Genomic DNA, 18830 nt, shown 5'->3' with positions numbered 1-18830 from the left:
CAACATGTTCTACAAGATCATCAATGAATGATCTGGCTCAGGAACAGCTTGGTGCGGTCGCTCTGTGGGTTGTCGAAGAAATCGTTCGGCGCGGCCTGTTCGACGATTTCGCCTTTGTCCATGAAGATCACCCGGTTCGCCACGGTACGGGCGAAGCCCATTTCGTGGGTCACACAGAGCATGGTCATGCCCTCGTCCGCCAGGCTGACCATGGTGTCGAGCACTTCCTTGACCATTTCCGGATCGAGGGCCGAGGTCGGCTCATCGAACAGCATGATCTTGGGCTTCATGCACAATGCACGGGCAATCGCCACACGCTGCTGCTGGCCGCCGGACAGTTGGCCCGGATACTTGTGCGCCTGCTCCGGAATGCGCACGCGCTCCAGGTAATGCATGGCGATTTCTTCGGCCTTTTTCTTGGGCATGTTGCGCACCCACATCGGCGCCAGCGTGCAGTTCTGCAGGATGGTCAGGTGCGGGAACAGGTTGAAGTGCTGGAACACCATGCCGACTTCGCGGCGGATGGTCTCGATCTGCTTCAGGTCCGAGGTCAGCTCGGTGCCGTCCACCACGATCTTGCCCTGCTGGTGCTCTTCCAGACGGTTCAGGCAACGAATGGTGGTCGACTTGCCCGAGCCCGACGGGCCGCACAACACAATGCGCTCGCCCTGACGCACGTTCAGGTTGATGTCCTTGAGCACGTGGAACTGGCCGTACCACTTGTGGACGCCCTCCATGCGAATCATGCCTTCGGCGCCAAGCGGTCGGCTGACAGCTTCGTTCATGACGTTATCTCCATGGCTAGTGCAGCACGCTTTGCAGGAATTCCCGGGTCCGGGCTTGCTGGGGCGCGCTGAAGATCTGCGACGGCGGCCCCATTTCGACGATTCTGCCGCCATCGAAAAACACCACTCGGTCAGCCACCTCGCGGGCGAAGCCCATCTCGTGGGTGACCACGATCATGGTCATGCCCTGCGCAGCCAGGCCCTTCATCACGTTGAGCACATCACCCACGGTTTCGGGGTCCAGCGCCGAGGTCGGCTCATCGAACAGCAGCAGTTTGGGCTTCATCGCCAGGGCGCGAACAATCGCCACCCGCTGTTGCTGCCCGCCGGACAACTCCGAGGGATAACCGTCGGCCTTGTGCCGCAACCCGACCCGATCCAGCAAGGCCAGGGCCGTCGCTTGCGCTTCGGCCTGGGTGGCGCGCTTGAGCTTGACCGGCGCCAGGCACATGTTGGCCATCACCGACAGGTGCGGGAACAGCGTGTAGTCCTGGAACACCATGCCCACGTCTTCGCGCAACCGTGCCAGGGCCTTGCGGTCGCCGGCCTTGATCGATTCGCCGCCACCGATCACCACCGTACCCGCCGACGGTTCTTCGAGGCTGTTGAGGCAGCGGATGAAGGTCGATTTGCCCGAGCCGCTGGGGCCGATGATCACCACCACTTCGCCTTCGCCGACGTCCAGGTCCACGCCCTTGATCACCTCGTGCCTGTCGAAGCGCTTGTGCAGGCCGCGCACAGTCAGCATGGTGTTGCTCGCTGTGGCGTTCAGGGCTTGGGCGCTCATAGCCCGGCCCTGGCCCGAGTCAGGGTCTGCAGACGTAGATTGGCCGCGCTCAGACGCTCGCGCCTGGCCAGATTGGCATTACGTTCGGCGGCCAGGCGCTGGCCGGCGCGGGCCAGGCTTGGTTGCAGCGATGCCAGCGACGGCCCGCCCGCGGAGCTGCGGCCCTGCACGTTGGCGGTCGGGTCCAGGCAATCACGGACTTTGTCGGCCGGTAAATGCAAGGCGTGGCCCAGTTGTTCCAGCGCGCAGGCGTCCACCATGGCGGTGTCGATCTGATGCGCAGGCAGACCCGCGTCCATCGCCATGCGCACCGCGCCGCCAACCACATGATGGGCTTCACGAAACGACAGGTCGGCCTCGCGCACGATCAAGTCGGCAAGGCCGGTGGCCGTGGAGAAATCCTCACCGGCGCGCTTCACCGCCAGTTCGGCGTTCGGCGTGGCGGTCCGCAGTACCAGGTCGAGCAGTTTCAGACAGCGCAGGCTTTCGTCGGCCGCTTCCCAGAACCCGCGGGTTCCTTCGCGGTTGGCATCGCCGGTATGGGAAAAGTTGCTGCCCTTGATGGTGATGCTGGCTCCCATCAGCAGCCCGACGATATGTCCGGTGCGGCCCTTGAGGTATTCGAGCACCGTCGGATTCTTCTTTTGCGGCATGATGCTCGATGTGGCGGCAACACTGTCCGGGAAGTCGATCAGGCTGAATTCGTGGGTACTCCAGACGAAATAATCCTGGGCCACACGGCTCCAGAACACCGCCAGCAGGCTCAGGTGCGACAGGCTCTCGATCATGAAGTCCCGCGAGCCGACCGCGTCCAGCGCGTTGTCCAGGTAGCCGTCGAAACCGAGCAGTTCGGCGGTCCGCGCCCGGTCGATAGCAAACGGGGTTCCGGCGAAGGCTGCGGCGCCCAGCGGGCTCTGGTTCATGGACTCCAGCGTTTGGGTCAGACGCTTGCAATCACGTTCCAGTGCCTGTTCCACCGCCGAGAGGTAGTAGCCGTAAGTGATCGGCTGCGCCGGTTGCAGGTGGGTGTAGCCCGGCATCACGGTTTCAGCGAACATCTCGGCGTTATTCAGGGCGGTCTGGCGCACCTTGATCAGTTCGTCGATCAGGTCCATCAGCACTTCCCGGCAGCGCAGGCGGTCGACGGTGGCCAGAATGTCGTTGCGGCTGCGCCCGGTGTGCAGGCGCCCGCCGATGTCGGTGCCGATCTGCTCGATCAGGTGCGCTTCGTAGTTGAAATAGGCATCTTCGCGGGACGGGTCGAGGGTGACTTCACCCGGACCGGCCGCTTCCATGTCCAGCACGCCTTTGGCCAGTACCGTCGCATGCTCGTCGCGAATCAGGCCCTGCTCGGCGAGCATCACGATGTGCGCCTTGTTGATGTTGCCCAGGATGTCGAACCCTTCGGCAAAACCCTGCAGACGCGGCCGGTAGATGAACTCGTTGACTTCCGGGGCGGTGGTTTCCTTCAGGCGCCGGCTGACTTTGGATTCTTGCATGTTGAAACCTCTTCAGGAGTGGCACGCGTCACCGGGCGACCCAGGCGACGTTCGAGATAACGGCTGAGCCAGCTCAGCAACGAACAGATAACGAAGTACACCAGCAGCACCAGGCCGTAGACGGTGAACGCGGGGCTGACCCCGGTCATGACCGTGTCGCGCTCGATGATGATCTGGCCGACTTTGAGAAACTCGCTGACACCCACCAGCGCGCCCAGCGACGTAGCCTGCACCAGCATGGTCAACAGCCCGGTGTAGGCTGGAAGGATGGCGCGCATCGACTGCGGCGCAATCACGTAGAGGTAGATCTGCCAGGGCCGCAGCCCCAGCGCCCAGGCGCTTTTCCATTGATGGCGCGCCACCGATTCCAGGCCGCCGCGCACGATCTCGATGCCGTTGGCGCTGCCCCATAAGGTCAGGCCGGTGGTCACCGCGGCAAACGGACTCAGGTCCAGCCCCAGCATCGGTGCGCCGAAGAAGATGAAGAACACGTTGACGATCAGCGGGATCGAGCGAAACAGCTCGACATAGGCATGGATCGTCCACCACAGGAAGCGGTTCTTCACCGTCGCCAGCACCCCGAGCACCGTAGAGATCAGCGTGGTGAACAGCAGCACCACCAGCGCCAGGCGCAGGGTCATCCACAGGCCTTTGCACACGAAGGCCCAGTTTTCGATCAGGAAATTCATGCTTGCCTCACTGCCGGAATGGTCGTTGCAAATGAGCCGAGAGCCGGCCCGTCAACAGCGCCAGAATCCCCACCAGCACCAGGTACATCACGCAGATCGCGCTGAACATCTCGATGGCGCGGAAATCCGTGGCGATGCGATCCACCGCCACGAAGGTCAGCTCCGCCAGGCCGATAGCCTGCAGGTACGAGGAGTTCTTGAGCAGCGAGATCGAGGTGTTGAGCACCGCCGGCAGGCTGGTGCGGAACGCGATGGGCAAGGCCACCAGGCAGAAGTAATGCCTGGGTTTGAGGCTCAGCGCCTGACTGGCTTCGCGCATGCCGTGCTCCACGGTCGCCAGGCCGCCGCGCACATTCTCGATCTGATAGGCCCCGGCCCACAGCGACAGGCACATCACCCCGGACCAGAACAGCGACAGCTCCATGCCCACCGCCGGCAGGCCGTAGAAGATGAAGAACAACTGCACCAGGATCGGTGTGTTGCGGATCAGCTCCACGTACAGCACGACGATCTGCGAGATCACCGGCACTTTCATGACCCGCGCCGCGCCGCCGAGCACACCGATCAGCAGCGAGAAGACGATGGCCAGCACCGTCACCCGCAGCGTCATCAGCACGCCGTCGAGCAGCGCCGGCCACTGGGCCAGCAGATAGTTGAAGTCGAAGTCCATGAGTGACGCCCGGTCAGAGGGCTTCGGCAGGCTTGGGCTGCTCGAAGACGCTGATGTAGTAGCTCTGGATGTTTTGCGGCACGAACTGCTGGATCCAGACGCGGAACAGCTTTTCTTCGTGCATGCGCGCCACGGCGGCACTCAGGTAGTCGCGCCATTGCTCGTCGTTCTTGCGCACGCCGATGGCGGCATCGGAAATCTGGAACGGCTCGTTGAGCAAACGTGCGTCCTTATCGTTGTCGGCGACCACCACCAGGGTTGCGGCGTCGTGGGTGTAGGCGTCGGCGCGGCCCTGGCGGAACGTCTGCAAGGCATCGGCGGCACTGTTCATGCGCAGGGTCTTGACCTCGGGCATGTGGTCTTCGAACCACTTGGCCTGGACCGAGCCTTTCAGGGTGGCAAGGGTCTTGCCCTTGAGGTCGGCGATTTTCTTGATTTCGCTGTCCTTCTTCACCACCACGTCACTGGCGCCCCAGCGATACGGCGTGCTGAAGTCGATGACGCGCAGGCGCTCCGGGGTAACGCCGAGGGTGGCGATCAGCAAGTCGACCTTGCGACCGATCAGTTGCGGAACGCGGTTTTCAGCGGTGACGCAGGTGAACGACACCTTGTCCCTGGAACCCAGCGCCCACAGTGCGACCTGCCTGGCCATCTCCACTTCGACCCCGGCGAATTGCCCGCTGTTGTCCTGGAAACCGTAAGGCGGCTGGTCGCAACGCACACCGGCACGCAGCTGGCCGGCCTCTTTGATTGCATCGGGAACCGCAGGAAGCTCGGCCGCCTGGGCCTGGGCAAGACAGCCCACTGCCAGGCACGAGAAAGCCAGCGCACTACCAAGGTTTTTGATCGAAAACGACATGATGCCTCCTGGTTACATATGAGCATCGTCCAACGCGCATGCGCTGGCCGACACCATGGAATACAAGGGCAGAAATGAGATAAATCAGGCTGGGTGAAGACTGCTGCGCCAGGCCTGATGTGGCGGCGTTTTTTTATGCTTATGTCTGCCGTTTACTTGAGCTGCATCGCGTCCCGTCTTCGCGGTGACGTCGATGGAAAAGATTTATAAAGCTTCCAGTTCATGCAAACAAATGATAATTCATCAGTCACTCATACCAAATTGATATGGCCTTCCATGAACTTCAAACAAGTCGAAGCCTTCCGCGCGGTGATGCTCAGCGGCTCGATGACGGCGGCCGCCGAGTCGCTGCACACCTCACAACCCAACATCAGCCGACTTATCGCGCAGCTGGAGCGCAATACCGGTTTCAAGCTGTTCGAACGGGTCGCCGGGCGGCTGTTGCCCACCGATGAAGGCGCGGCGCTGTTCGAAGATGTCGAGCGCGCATTCATTGGCTTGCAGGGCCTGGAGAAATCAGCGCAGAACATCCGCCGGGGCGGCACCGGGCGGCTGCGGATCGGCGCGGTGCCTTCGCTGACCCTGACGATATTGCCCAGGGTCATCCAGCGCTTTCGCCAGCAGAACCCGGATGCCGCCATTTCGATCCACACCAACGATTCGCCCACCGTGGGGCACTGGGCGGCATCGCGGTTTTGCGACATCGGGCTGGCGTCTTATGTGGGCGAGGAAATGCCGGGGGTGACGACCCAGGTGATCTGCAACGTGCCGGGCGTATGTATATTCCCCAAGGGACATCGGTTGAGCGCGCTGAAATCGGTGACGGTGGAAGATCTAAAGGGTGAGGAATTCATATCCCTGTCGCAGAACGATGGCTCGCGGATTCGCATCGACCGCGCGTTTCCCGATGACAAGGCGTATCGCAAGATGAACCTGGAAACCCACCATGCCGCGACGGTCTGTTCGCTGGTGGCGTTGCAGCTGGGCGTGAGTATCGTGAGCCCGCTGGTGGCGGCCGAATACCTGCACACCGGAATCGAAACCCGGCCCTTCCACCCGCAGATCCGTTTCACGACCTACCTGCTGCTCCCCGCCGACCGGCCACAGAGTCTGTTGTCACAGCGGTTTGCAGCACTGATCCAGGAAATGCTGGCCGAAGCCGCCGCAAATCTGTAGGCGCCACCTTGGTTCGGGCGGCGATCCAACGAAGAGGCCGGTACAACCGAAGGGTTTCAGCGTCTCAGACACCGTCTTCGCCACCAAGGTGGCTCCTACAAAAAGCTACGTTTTTCAGCCTGCCGCGATGACGGTGATTTCCACCAACAGATCCGGCGCGGCCAGGCGTGACTCCACGGTGGCACGTGCCGGTGCGTGGCCGTCAGGTGCCCAGGCATCCCAGACCTCGTTCATGCCGGCGAAGTGGGCGTTGATATCCGACAACCACACCTGGGCACTCAGGATGCGGGTCTTGTCGAGGCCGGCCTTGGCCAGGAAATTGTCGATCTTCTCCAGCACCTGTGCGGTCTGACCCTTGATGTCCAGCGTGCGGTCGGTCGCAGTCTGGCCGCCCAGGAAGGTAAAGCCGTTGCACTGCACGACGCGGCTCATGCGCTGGTTGGTTTCGATACGGGTGATGTCCAGCATGGGAACTCCTCAATGTTGCGGGATGGATGCAGCGAAAATGGGCGGCGTCAGCGACGCCGGTTTGTCGAAACGGTCAACGGCGAAGGCGTCCAGAGAAATGTCCGAAGTCTCGCCGAGTATTTCCTGCGCCAGTCGTCGCCCGGTGCCCGGACCCATCTGGAAACCGCTGCCGCAAAAGCCGAACGAATAACTCAGGCTGGCGGCCTTGCGACTGGCGCCGATCACCGGCAGATCGTCGGCGGTAAAGGCTTCTACTCCGGCCCAGACGCGATTGACGCCCAAGTGTTTGAGATGCGGAAAGAGGTCGGTGACGGTGCGCGCGCTGGTGCCCAGCCGGGTCATGTCGACTTCGCCATGCCGCGCAGCAAAGTCCAGCGCGCCGATCAGCTTGCCGCCGATCACCACCGTGCCGTTGGCGAACTGCTTGAATGACAGCGAGCGTCCCGTGGCCCCGAGCACCGGGGTGCAGAACGGTGCCACGCGGTGGGTGACCATCAACATCAGGCCTTCGGGGTGAACCGGCACCGGCTCGCCGACCTGCGCCGCCAGTTCCCCGGCCCAGGCACCTGCGGTCACCACCAGGTGTTCGGCGCTGAACGCACCTTGCTCGGTATTGACCCGCCACCGTGTGCCAACCTGCTCCACACGCCGCGCCGCGCACCCTTCATGGACCCGGACACCAAGGCGTTGGGCCGCCAGGCGAAACGCGGTGACGGTCTTGTATGGCACCGCGTAGCCGTCGTCCTTGACCCAGATTCCGCCGACCACATGCCGCGCCACGGTAGGAATGATGTCGAAGACCTGCTCGCGGTCGACCAGCACTTCGTGACTGAAACCCAGGGCGTTGAGTTGTTCGACCCGCTGCCGGCATTCCTCCAGCTCGGCTGGCGTTTCCGCCAGTTTCAGCTGGCCGCTGGGCACGAAGCCGCCGTCGTCGCCCAGTACCTGCGGCAGTTGATGCCACAACTCGCGAGAAGACAGCGCCAAGGGAATTTCCGGGCTGTGTCGCCCCAGCGTGCGCACGCCCCCGGCATTGACCCCCGATGCGTGGCGACCGCAATAGTCGGCTTCCAGCACCGTCACCTCGACCCCGCGTTGAGCCAGGTGAAACGCGGTGCTCAGCCCGTGAATGCCGCCGCCTATCACCAGTACCTCGCCCTGGCGTCGGCGCACGTCATTCACCGGCCAGTTCCCCAAGGGTGATGGGTTTGATCGGCGGCCGAATCCGGTAGTAACCGACTTCCTGCGCCGATACGCCCCGTGCCTGGGCGATCAATTCGGTCACCGTCAGGCCGCACATCCGTCCCTGGCACGGCCCCATGCCGCAGCGTCCGAACGACTTGGCCTGGTTTGGCCCGCTGCAGCCCAGGGCGACAAAGCTGCGCAGATCTGCGGCGGTGACTTCTTCGCAACGGCAGACCATGACCTCATCCGCGGGAATGCGGTTTTCTTCCTTGGGCTGGTACAGCGCATCGAGAAATGGCCGGATACGCAGATTGCCGGCAAGCTTTGCCCGCAGCGGCCCGGCGTCGCGGTCACGCTGCGTGCGGTCGAGTGCGCCCAACTGCGCGGCGATGCCCAATGCCGACAGTTGCCCCTGCAAAGCGGCAGCCTGGGCACCGCCGATGCCGGCGCCATCGCCCGCCACATAAATCCCCGGCACGTCCAGTTCGCCCCACGGGTCGGCGACCGGACTGAAGCACAACTGATCAGCGTCCCATTCATGACGGGCGCGCAGTGACTGGCTGAACTGAATGTTCGGCACCACGCCCTGGTGCAGCAGCACACAGCGAGTGGCGATGCGCTGCGGTTTGCCGGATACCGTGAACGTCAGCGCCTGCGCGGCCTCCTCGCCTTCGATGGCCAGTTGCTCGGCACCGGTGTAATGGGCAATGCCCGCACTTCGCAGGCTGCGCATCAGATCCAGGCCCTTGCGCAGGTACGGCCAGGCGCGCAGTGCCGCGAGCAGATGCCGCCGCGCGCGCCAGTAGTCCTCGGCTCGGGTGGTATCCACCAGCGCCCTGATCGGCACACCGGCGCGCAAGTATTGCCAGCCGAGCAGGTACAGCAACGGCCCGCAGCCGGCCAGCACCACCGGCTCGCTGGGCGCCAGGCCGGAACTCTTGAGCAGGATCTGCGCGGCACCGGCGCTCATCACGCCCGGTAACGTCCAGCCGCGAATCGGGAACGGCCGCTCCATGGCGCCGGTTGCCAGCAGCACGACCTTGGCATCCAGGGTCTGCAAACGTCCATCGCGCAGGTAGCTGACCTGATGATCGCGCGTCACCTGCCACACCGAGGCGCCTTTTTCGTAATGCACGGTCGATGCTGCCAGCGCCTGGGCCAGCGCGTTGCCCTGGGCGTAATCCGGACCAAGCATGTCCCGGCGCGCCAACGGAGCCAAGGTGATGCCGCGATAGATCTGCCCACCGGGGCTGCCCTGCTCGTCCAGCAGCACCACTTTCAGGCCTTTGCCGGATAACGCCACCGCCGCGCTCATGCCGGCCGCACCGGCACCGATCACCACCACATCGGCTGTCTGCGGGTTCATGACTGCACCTCCAGGATCCGGACCGGGGTTGGCTGGAAGATCAGGTCGCGGGCGCCCTCCTGGGAGCGGACGCGCATGCCGTCGGTCACTTCGATCAGGCAGCTCTGGCGGTTGGGCACGCCGTCGATCTCCACCAGGCATTCGAAACACACGCCCATCATGCAATAAGGCGCCCGCGGCGCTTCGCTGACCGGCGTGGCGCGAAAGCGGCTGATGCCGGACATCAGCAGCGCCGCCGCGACGCTGATGCCCGCGGGCACGACCAGCGTTGCATCGTTGAAGGTCAGGCTCACCGTGCGCGTCGATGCGACTTCGCTGGCGACCGGTTGAAACAGCGGATCAGTGCGCATGGGAAAACACCTTGTCGGTTAGGAAACGCTCACCGGCAAACACCGCCAGCTCGTCAGGCCGGCTGCCGCCCAGGACCCACGGCGCAATGCGCAGCACATGAGCCGCGGCCAGGGTGACGCCGCTGTGGCAGGTGACCACGAAGGCGCCGGGGTGGGCGTCGGATTGCTGATAAATGGGAAAGCCGTCCGGGCTCATGACCCGTAACGCCGCCCAGGCACGTACCAGGCGCACGTCCTTGAGCAACGGAAAAGTCGCCACTCCGCGTCGGGCGATGGCTGCCAGCACGTGGGTGGATGTGCCGTCGTCGAAACCCACTTCTTCCATGGAATCACCAAACTGCACCGTGCCTTCGTCGGTCTGGCGCACGTTGATGGTCGGGTAGTCGAGGAACGGCCGCACCCGCTCGCTGATCAACACCTGGCCGCGATTCGGCGCGACCGGTGCGTGCAGGCCGACCTGTTTCGCCAGGCCGGGATTGCCGAGCCCCGCCGCCAGCACGATGCGCCCGGCCACGAACTGACGCGAACCTGCGCTGACACGAAACTCGCCCGGCCCGCAATCGATGCGTTCGACCTGGACACCGCCGAACAGACGCGCGCCTTTGGCCTGGGCCGAACCGTGCAGCGCTCGCAACAGCTTGAGCGGATTGACGTGCCCGTCCTGCGGCGTGTAGCTGGCGCCGACCACCGAAGGGCCAATCAGCGGCAGGCGCGCCTTGAGTTCAGCGGCGTCGAGCATCTCGAACGGATAGTTGCCGACCGCATCCTGCAAGGTCTGCAATCGGGTCTGGCGTTCCAGCAGCTCTTCATCGCTGAAGCACATGTGGAAGCCGCCGGGCTGACGCAGCTGCACGTCCACCCCGCTGTCGGCCAGCAGCGCCTCGGCCAGGCTTGGCCAGCGGGTCGCCGAAGAGCGGGTCCAGCGCGAGTAGTCCGGCAGGTCATGGCCTTTGCCCTGCACCCAGACCAGCCCGAAATTGCCCCGCGAAGCGCGGAAGGCATCGTCGCCCTGATCCAGAACTACCGTGTCGGCGCCGCTGCGCGCCAGCCCGTAAGCCACGGCGGTGCCGACCAGCCCGCCGCCGATCACGATGACGTCGCAGTGGATGACTGTGTGCGAATCCCGGTTCATTTGCCTTCCCCGATCAAAACCCGATCCAGGCCGACCATGCGGTCGAGAATCAGCATCAGCAGCAAGGTCCCGACAATCAGCACCGTGGACACGGCAGTGATCAGCGGGTCGATGGTCTGGGAAATCTGGTTGTACATCGCCACTGGCAACGTGGTGGTGCCCGGTGTGGCGACGAACACGGTCATGGTCAGCTCGTCGAAACTCTGGATGAACGCTAGCATCCAGCCGCCGATCACCCCGGTACGGATGCGCGGCAGCACCACGCGGTAGAACGCTGTCCAGCGACTGGCGCCCAGGGACAGCGCGGCCTGTTCGACATCGCGTTCAAGGCCGATGGCCGAGGCCAGGGTCAGGCGCAAGGCATATGGCAGGACGATGATCACGTGGGTCAGGGTCAGCGCCCAGAACGAGCCGCCGATCTGCGCCAGGGAAAAGAAGCGCAGGAATGCGATCCCCAATACCACCGACGGAATCATCAGCGGCGACAGCAGAAAACCGGTGAGTGCGCCACGGCCGGGGAAGTCATAGCGACTGATCGCCAGCGCCGCGGGGATCGCCAGCAACGCCGCAATGGTCGCCGAGGCCAGGCCGAGTTTGATCGACAGGGTAAAGGCGTCGAGCATTTCCCGGTTATCCAGCAGCGCCTCGAACCAGCGCAGCGAAAGGCCGTCGGTGGGCAGCGACAGATAGCCCTTGTCGGTGAAGGCCATGGCCATGACCACCACCAGCGGCGCGACGATGAAGGTCACGAACGCGATGTGATACAGCAGCGAGAAAAATCCGTTCTTGTGCATGGCGGCTCACTCGAAGACTTGCTTGAAGCGGCGCTCGGCCAGCTTGCTGCAACCCAGGATGATGATCAGGTTGGCCACCAGCAGCAGCACGGCGATCGCCGCGCCGAGGGGCCAGTTGAGGGTGCCGAGGAATTCGTCGTAGGCGGCGGTAGCGACCACTTTCAAGCGTCGTCCGCCAATGATTGCCGGAGTTGCGAAAGCTGACGCGGCCAGCGCAAAGACGATGATCGAGCCGGACAGAATGCCGGGCATGATCTGCGGCAGGATGATCCGCCGGAACACCGTCAGCCGCGACGCGCCCAGAGACAGTCCGGCCCACTCCACTTGCAGGTCCAGGCGTTGCAGCGTGGCCCAGACCGCGATGACCATGAACGGCACCAGCACGTGGGTCAGGGCGATCACCACGCCAAGCTGGGTGAACAGCATTTTGACCGGCTGGTCGGTGATGCCCAGCGCCTGCAAGGCGTCGTTGATCAGGCCGTTATTGCCCAGCAGAATCGCCCAGCCCAGGGTGCGCACCACCACTGAAATCAGCAAAGGGCCGAGCACCACCAGCAGAAACAACGAACGCCAGCGCGGCGCCATACGAGCGATGATGATGGTTTCCGGCACGCCGAGCAGCACGCACAACACCGTGACCGCCAGGGCCATGCCGCCAGTGCGCAGGAAGATCTGGTGAAAGTAATCGTCCTTGAACACTTCGATGTAGTTGCTGAAGCTGTACACCGGCACCACGCCCTCGGTGTCGCTGAACAGGTTGAGCGACAGCACGCCGGTCAGCAGCAAAGGCGCCAGCAACAGCGCGATAAACACCAGCAGCGCCGGACCGCTCAGCAGCCAGGGCGCCGCACCGACGTGTTCGGCGTCATACCTGGCCATGGGCGACCTCCCGGTCCAGCAGGCGCAGATCGTCGTCGAGCCAGTCCAGACCGACTTCGCTGCCTTCATCCGGCGGCGGCACGCCGAGATTGGGCTGGGTCATGTGCACCAGCCCCAGGTGGCTTTCCACGGCGATCAACCACAGGTTGCCGAGGAACACGCGCAAGCGGATGCGCCCGCTCAGTCGACCGGCGCCGGCTTCGGTAAGGCGGATTTTCTCGGGCCGAATGTAGACGTTGACCTCATTGCCCTGGGTGCGGTCTTCATGGGGCACATGCAGCATCGTGCCGCTGACCTGCACGTGGCAGCAGCGTGCATTGCGCAACTGCACGGCACCGGCGAAGGCGTTGGTCTTGCCCAGGAACGCTGAAGCAAACGGCGAGTGCGGCCGCTCGTAGGCCTCGAACGGCGTATCGATCTGCACGATCCGGCCCTTGTGCATCACCGCAATGCGGTCGCTCATGGTCATGGCTTCGACCTGATCGTGGGTCACCAGAATGGTGGTGATGCCCAGCTCACGCTGGATCGCCCGCAGTTCGATGTGCATCTCCTCGCGCAGCTTGGCGTCAAGGTTGGACATGGGTTCATCGAGCAACAACAGATTGGGGCGGATCGCCAGTGCCCGGGCAATCGCCACCCGCTGCCGCTGGCCGCCGGACAGCGCCTTGGGGTAGCGCTCGCCCAGGCCGCCGAGGCGCACCAGGGCCAGCGCTTCCTCAACCCGCTTGCCGCGCTCGGCCCTGGCCACGCCACGCATTTCCAGGCCAAAGCTGATGTTCTGCGCCACGGTCATGTGTGGAAACAGCGCGTAGCTCTGGAACACGATGCCCAGGCCCCGCTGTTCAGGACGGACATGGGTAATGTCGCGCCCGTCCAGGACGATGCGCCCTTCGGTAGGCTGGACGAAGCCGGCGATCGATTGCAGGGTGGTGGTCTTGCCGCAGCCTGAAGGCCCGAGCAAGGCGACGAATTCGCCGTGCCGGACCTCCAGGTCCAGGCCGTCAATCGCCTTGAAACTGCCGTAGCTCTTGACGAGGCCTTCGAGTGTGAGAAATGCCATGGGCTTGCCACGCAGGCACAGGCCTGCGTCTCCTGAAGGGTTTCGGGAAGGTTCGCAACCGAGGTTCAGCGGGTGTTCTAACGCTCGACCGTGCGATTCCAGCGTGTCGTCCACTCACTGCGCTGCTGATTGATCGTGTCCCAATCGACCTTGATCAAGGCGTTGACCTTCTCCGGCCCATACGGCATGCGGGCGGCGACTTCCGGGGTCAGGGTGACGGTCTGGTTGACCGGCGCGAAGCCGTTCTGACTGGCCTGGATGGCCTGGACTTCCGGCGACAACACGTACTGGATGAACGCCTGGGACAGTTCGGACTGCGCGTTGGGCGTAACGCCGCAGGCCGCGACCTGCAGGGCGATCCCGCCTTCTTTCGGGTAGATGAACTTCAGCGGAAAACCGGTGCCTTGCAAGGCCACGGCGCGGCCGCTGCCATAAACGGCCATGACCACATCGCCGTTCTGCATCATCCCGTCCATCTCACCGGGCGCCGACACCCAGGCCAGCACGTTCGGGCCGATTTCATCCTTGAGCGCCTTGAAGCCAGGGTCGATGTTCTTCTCGCCACCGCCGCGCAGGCGGGCCATTTCCACCAGGGTGTGCAGGCCATAGGTGTTGGTCACCGGCGGCATGCCGAGCAATTGCTTGTAGCGCGGGTCGGTCAGGTTTTCCCAGGAATCGGGCGGCGCCCAGCCACGCTTCTTGAAAGCTTCTTCGTTGTAGCCGATGCCGGTCGCCACCACGCCGATACCGGTGGCCTCAGGGCTGAGTCGCGCCAGCGGGTACAGATCCTTGTAGACCGGTGCGTCAGCAAGCTTTTCGCACAGGCCCATCTGCAACGCCTGGTACATCGGACCGTCGTCCATCATCGCCACGTTGATCTGCTGGCGGCCCTTCTGCGCCTGGAGCTTGGCCAGGGTTTCGGTGGAGTTTCCGGCGACATAGATGACTTTGACGTTGTGCTGTTTTTCGAAGGCGGGAATGACCCTGGTCTTGTACATCTGCTCGGTGGAACCGCCCACACCTGCAACATACAGGGTGGTCTCGGCAAACACGGTGCCGCAGCTCAACCCGGCGAGGGTGACAGCAACAGTGGCGATGCGGGTCAGCGGGCGAAACGGCTGTGGGGCTGGGGATGCGTTCAGACTGTTCACAGACTATCTCCGAAGTGCGTAGGGGCAGATCGAACAATGCGTCAGTGGCTTCGACGAGGCCGAAGTCATGCATGCACGGTGCATGCTCCCGGAAATCCATCCCGGGCTGCGCATCTTGACGTGCGCTGGGCTTGCTGGATTCGAGTATTGCGATAGCGCGTCCATATGGTCAAATACGGATATCCGGGTTAGCTATTCATATTCGACATGGAGTGACGTGATGAACCTCAGGCAGATCGAAGCGTTTCGCAGTGTGATGCGGCTAGGCTCCATGACCGCGGCGGCCGAGGTGCTGTACACCTCGCAACCCAATGTCAGCCGGCTGATTTCCCAGCTGGAATTGAGCACCGGGCTGACGCTGTTCAAGCGCGCCGGGGTGCGACTGATCCCGACCCAGGAAGGCCAGGCGTTCTTCCAGGAAGTGGAGCGCGCGTTCGTGGGCCTGGACAGCCTCAAGCTTTCGGCCAAGAACATTCGCAACCTCGGCACCGGGCGTCTGCGAGTGGCGGCGGTGCCGTCCACCGGTTTGAGCCTGATTCCCAGGGCGCTCAAGGCTTTTACCGAAACCAGGCCGGAGCTTACGGTGTCGTTGCATGTGAACTCGTCGCAAACCGTCGAGCAGTGGGTCAAATCGCAGTTCTGCGACATTGGCATCGTGGTTCATCCAGGCGACGCCGGCGGCCAGCAGGTCGAATTGCTGGCCGAAATTGCGGCGGTGTGCGTCGTGCCGGCCGGGCATCGCCTGGCATCGCATTCGCACATCACATTCGGCGATCTGGAGGGCGAAGCGTTCGTCTCCCTGTGCCACGGCGACGGCACGCGCTCCCTGGTGGACGGGCTGTTCGAACAGGCCGGGGTCGAACGGGTCATGGCCGTCGAAGCCCAGTACAGTGCGATCAACTGTGAAATGGTGGCGCTGGGCATGGGCATTACCCTCGCCCATCCACTGGTGGCCAACGATTACCTGCACCGCGAGCTGGTGGTCCTGCCGTTTCGCCCGGACATCCTGCTGCCGACCTACGTCATCTGGCCCACGGCCCAGACCCGAACCCGCCTGGCTGAAGAATTCGTGGAGACCTTGAAGGGGTTTTATCGGCAGGCGTTTGCCCAGAAACACCACTGAAACCCTGGAGGGCAGCTTGCTGATCAAGGGCGGCTGTCCAGGCTTCGCCAGCACGCTGGCTGCTACAGATCACGGTTCGTCGCAAACCGGTACGGGCCAGCCGGCTTGTGAAGGCGGCCCTCAGGGTTTCGCTCCCGCCGAACCCACGTTAAGGTGGGACCCGGATGCCCACAAGGAATACCCCCATGTCCGTACGTCGCGATGCTGTCTGCTCACCGCCCCAAGGCACCGGCTTCGTTCGCGTGCGTGGCGCCCGGGAACACAATCTCAAGAACGTCGACGTCGACATACCCCGCGATGCCCTGGTGGTGTTCACCGGCGTGTCCGGGTCCGGCAAATCGTCGCTGGCCTTTTCCACGCTGTACGCTGAAGCCCAGCGGCGCTACTTCGAATCCGTCGCGCCTTATGCCAGGCGCCTGATCGACCAGGTGGGCGTGCCGGATGTGGATGCCATCGAGGGTCTGCCGCCGGCCGTGGCCCTGCAACAGCAGCGCGGCAGCCCCAGCGCCCGGTCTTCGGTGGGCAGCGTGACCACCTTGTCCAGTCTGATCCGCATGCTCTATTCCCGTGCCGGCAGCTACCCGGCCGAGCAGCCGATGCTCTACGCCGAGGACTTTTCGCCCAACACCCCGCAAGGCGCTTGCCCGGCATGCCACGGGCTTGGCCGGGTCTATGAAGTCACTGAAGCGTCCATGGTGCCCGACCCCTCGCTGACCATCCGCGAACGTGCCGTGGCCGCCTGGCCGATGGCGTGGCAAGGTCAGAACCTGCGCGACATTCTGGTGACCCTGGGTTATGACGTTGACACCCCGTGGCGCGACCTGCCGAAAAAGCAGCGCGACTGGATTCTGTTCACCGAGGAAACGCCCACCGTTCCGGTCTATGCCGGGCTCACCCCGGCCCAGACCCGCACCGCCCTCAAGCGCAAGCTCGAACCCAGCTACCAGGGCACGTTCAGCGGCGCGCGGCGTTACCTGATGCACACCTTCATGCATTCCCAGAGCGCCCAGATGCGCAAACGCGTTGCCCAATACATGCGTGCCAGCGCCTGTCCGGTGTGTGACGGCAAACGGCTCAAGCGTGAAGCACTGACCGTGACCTTCGCAGGCCTGGATATCGCCGAGCTGTCGCACATGCCACTGCTGGAGCTGGCGCAGGTCCTCAAGGCCGTGGCCGACCCCGCTTATCTGGAGCAGCCGGAGGAAACCAGCCAGGTTCTGAGCCACGATCAGACCCGCCAAGCGCGTCAGCAGCGTGCCGCCAAAGGCGAGAATCCACACAGTGGCGGGCCGGACGCCCGGCATACGCCAAACCTGTCGGTCGAAAAACGCCTGGCCGCGCAACGCATCGCCAGCGAATTGCTGGAGCGAATCGTGACCCTGATTGACCTGGGCCTCGGTTACCTGGCCCTGGAGCGCAGCACGCCGACCCTGTCCTCCGGGGAGCTGCAACGCCTGCGCCTGGCGACGCAGCTCAACTCGCAATTGTTCGGCGTGATCTACGTGCTGGACGAACCGTCGGCAGGCCTGCACCCGGCTGACAGCGAGGCGTTGTACGGCGCGTTGCAGCGCCTCAAGGCGGCGGGCAATTCGGTATTCGTGGTCGAGCATGATCTGGACACCATGCGGCGTGCCGACTGGCTGATCGATGTCGGTCCGGACGCCGGCGAGCAAGGCGGCCACATCCTGTACAGCGGCCCGCCGGCAGGTCTGGAGCAGGTCGCCCAATCCCGCACCCGCGCCTATCTCTATGCCGAACAGCGTCAGGCCGCCCGTGCTGCGCGCCAGGCCACGGACTGGTTGCGTCTGGACGGCGTCACCCGCAATAACCTCGACAACCTCAGCGCGGCCTTTCCCATCGGCTGCTTCACGGCGGTGACCGGGATTTCCGGCTCGGGCAAATCCAGCCTGATCAGCCAGGCGCTGCTGGATCTGGTGGGCGACCATCTGGGCCAGCCCACCCAGGCGGTAGACAGTGACGAACCGAGCCTGGAAGACGAGCCGGTCCAGGCCAGCGGCGGGCACATCAGCGCGGGGCTGGAACATATCAAGCGGCTGGTGCAGGTCGACCAGAAGCCCATCGGTCGCACGCCGCGTTCCAACCTGGCGACCTACACCGGGCTGTTCGACCACGTGCGCAAGCTGTTTGCCGCCACCGAGCAGGCAAAACAACTGGGTTTCGATGCCGGACGGTTTTCCTTCAATGTCGCCAAGGGCCGCTGCGAGACCTGCGAAGGTGAGGGGTTCGTCAGCGTGGAATTGTTATTCATGCCCAGCGTGTACGCGCCCTGCCCCAAATGCCACGGTGCCCGCTACAACCCCGAGACCCTGGCCGTGACCTGGCAGGAGCTGAACATCGCCCAGGTGCTGCAACTGACCGTGAATGAAGCGTTCGAGGTTTTTGCCGAGCAACCGGCCGCACGACGCGCATTGCACGTATTGAAGGACATCGGGCTGGGCTACCTGCGACTGGGGCAGCCCGCCACCGAGCTGTCCGGCGGCGAAGCGCAGCGGATCAAGCTGGCGACTGAATTGCAGCGCCTGGCCCGCGGCGCGACCCTGTATGTGCTGGACGAACCCACCAACGGCCTGCATCCGCAGGACGTGGATCGCCTGCTGGTGCAGCTCAATCGCCTGGTGGACGGCGGCCATACCGTGGTAGTGGTCGAGCACGATATGCGCGTGGTGGCGCAGAGCGACTGGGTAATCGACATCGGCCCTGGAGCCGGGACCGCCGGTGGCAAGGTGGTGATCAGCGGAACGCCGCAGACCGTCGCGGCCTGCGATGAAAGCCGGACTGCCGAGTTTCTGGCCCGGGCGCTGTAACGAGCCAGTTCCATAGCCGCAGCCAGCCGGCT

Annotated in this window: 18 protein-coding genes; 3 read left to right on the top strand and 15 right to left on the bottom strand. The window is 63.9% G+C overall.

Annotation, left to right across the window (positions count from 1 at the left end; translation table 11 throughout):
* Positions 1–20: 20 nt before the first annotated feature.
* The 6 genes from EGJ27_RS01270 to EGJ27_RS01245 are packed head-to-tail and all read right to left on the bottom strand — an operon-like array spanning position 21 to position 5289.
* Entirely contained in the window at positions 21–785 is a 765-nt protein-coding gene (locus EGJ27_RS01270) for an amino acid ABC transporter ATP-binding protein (RefSeq protein WP_125828903.1), read from the bottom strand.
* A gap of 16 nt (positions 786–801) precedes the next feature.
* Positions 802–1533: an amino acid ABC transporter ATP-binding protein gene (locus tag EGJ27_RS01265; RefSeq protein WP_125829424.1), complete on the bottom strand. Its 732-nt coding sequence runs from the start codon at positions 1531–1533 to the stop codon at positions 802–804.
* 35 nt (positions 1534–1568) lie between these two features.
* A complete protein-coding gene (gene argH, locus EGJ27_RS01260) occupies positions 1569–3071 on the bottom strand; it encodes an argininosuccinate lyase (protein ID WP_125828902.1) in 1503 nt (500 codons plus the stop codon).
* Complete coding sequence (locus EGJ27_RS01255) at positions 3041–3760, bottom strand: amino acid ABC transporter permease (RefSeq protein ID WP_125828901.1); 720 nt, start codon at positions 3758–3760, stop codon at positions 3041–3043. Before EGJ27_RS01255 ends, argH begins: the two co-directional genes overlap by 31 nt.
* Positions 3761–3767: 7 nt before the next feature.
* Positions 3768–4430 (bottom strand): amino acid ABC transporter permease, encoded by a 663-nt coding sequence (locus tag EGJ27_RS01250; RefSeq protein ID WP_125828900.1) that lies wholly within the window; start codon positions 4428–4430, stop codon positions 3768–3770.
* A 13-nt stretch (positions 4431–4443) separates the two neighbouring features.
* Positions 4444–5289, bottom strand: coding sequence for a transporter substrate-binding domain-containing protein (locus EGJ27_RS01245; RefSeq protein ID WP_125828899.1), 846 nt, complete (start codon positions 5287–5289; stop codon positions 4444–4446).
* 276 nt (positions 5290–5565) lie between these two features.
* Between EGJ27_RS01245 and EGJ27_RS01240 the strand changes: the two genes are divergently transcribed.
* Positions 5566–6465, top strand: a complete 900-nt coding sequence (locus EGJ27_RS01240; protein WP_125828898.1) for a LysR substrate-binding domain-containing protein — start codon at positions 5566–5568, stop codon at positions 6463–6465.
* Between the two features lie 114 nt (positions 6466–6579).
* Here the strand turns inward: EGJ27_RS01240 and EGJ27_RS01235 are convergent, their stop codons facing one another.
* The 9 genes from EGJ27_RS01235 to EGJ27_RS01195 all read right to left on the bottom strand — a co-directional run bounded on the left by EGJ27_RS01235 (position 6580) and on the right by EGJ27_RS01195 (position 14850).
* Entirely contained in the window at positions 6580–6930 is a 351-nt protein-coding gene (locus EGJ27_RS01235; RefSeq protein WP_371920829.1) for a RidA family protein, read from the bottom strand.
* A gap of 12 nt (positions 6931–6942) precedes the next feature.
* On the bottom strand, positions 6943–8115 hold the full coding sequence (locus tag EGJ27_RS01230; protein ID WP_125828896.1) for an FAD-binding oxidoreductase: 1173 nt from the start codon (positions 8113–8115) through the stop codon (positions 6943–6945).
* On the bottom strand, positions 8108–9484 hold the full coding sequence (locus tag EGJ27_RS01225) for an NAD(P)/FAD-dependent oxidoreductase (RefSeq protein WP_125828895.1): 1377 nt from the start codon (positions 9482–9484) through the stop codon (positions 8108–8110). The genes EGJ27_RS01230 and EGJ27_RS01225 overlap by 8 nt, the downstream gene beginning before the upstream one ends.
* Positions 9481–9834 (bottom strand): (2Fe-2S)-binding protein, encoded by a 354-nt coding sequence (locus tag EGJ27_RS01220; RefSeq protein ID WP_125828894.1) that lies wholly within the window; start codon positions 9832–9834, stop codon positions 9481–9483. Before EGJ27_RS01220 ends, EGJ27_RS01225 begins: the two co-directional genes overlap by 4 nt.
* Positions 9824–10966 carry an FAD-binding oxidoreductase gene (locus EGJ27_RS01215; RefSeq protein WP_125828893.1) on the bottom strand — a complete coding sequence of 381 codons (1143 nt, stop codon included), beginning with the start codon at positions 10964–10966 and terminating at the stop codon, positions 9824–9826. Before EGJ27_RS01215 ends, EGJ27_RS01220 begins: the two co-directional genes overlap by 11 nt.
* Positions 10963–11760, bottom strand: coding sequence for an ABC transporter permease (locus EGJ27_RS01210; RefSeq protein WP_125828892.1), 798 nt, complete (start codon positions 11758–11760; stop codon positions 10963–10965). The genes EGJ27_RS01215 and EGJ27_RS01210 overlap by 4 nt, the downstream gene beginning before the upstream one ends.
* Positions 11761–11766: 6 nt before the next feature.
* Positions 11767–12639 (bottom strand): ABC transporter permease, encoded by an 873-nt coding sequence (locus tag EGJ27_RS01205; protein WP_125828891.1) that lies wholly within the window; start codon positions 12637–12639, stop codon positions 11767–11769.
* Positions 12626–13699: an ABC transporter ATP-binding protein gene (locus EGJ27_RS01200; RefSeq protein WP_125828890.1), complete on the bottom strand. Its 1074-nt coding sequence runs from the start codon at positions 13697–13699 to the stop codon at positions 12626–12628. The genes EGJ27_RS01205 and EGJ27_RS01200 overlap by 14 nt, the downstream gene beginning before the upstream one ends.
* A gap of 77 nt (positions 13700–13776) precedes the next feature.
* Entirely contained in the window at positions 13777–14850 is a 1074-nt protein-coding gene (locus tag EGJ27_RS01195; RefSeq protein WP_256672610.1) for an ABC transporter substrate-binding protein, read from the bottom strand.
* 220 nt (positions 14851–15070) lie between these two features.
* On the opposite strand from EGJ27_RS01195, the gene EGJ27_RS01190 reads away from it, so the two are divergent.
* A complete protein-coding gene (locus tag EGJ27_RS01190; RefSeq protein WP_125828889.1) occupies positions 15071–15973 on the top strand; it encodes a LysR substrate-binding domain-containing protein in 903 nt (300 codons plus the stop codon).
* 164 nt (positions 15974–16137) lie between these two features.
* Positions 16138–18798, top strand: coding sequence for an excinuclease ABC subunit A (locus EGJ27_RS01185; RefSeq protein ID WP_371920822.1), 2661 nt, complete (start codon positions 16138–16140; stop codon positions 18796–18798).
* The last annotated feature ends 32 nt before the right edge of the window (positions 18799–18830 follow it).

The organism is Pseudomonas sp. v388 (assembly GCF_003935425.1).
Classification (GTDB): Bacteria; Pseudomonadota; Gammaproteobacteria; order Pseudomonadales; family Pseudomonadaceae; genus Aquipseudomonas.
Note: the sequence above shows the minus strand (reverse complement) of the source record. Positions and strands in the feature narration are given on the sequence as shown.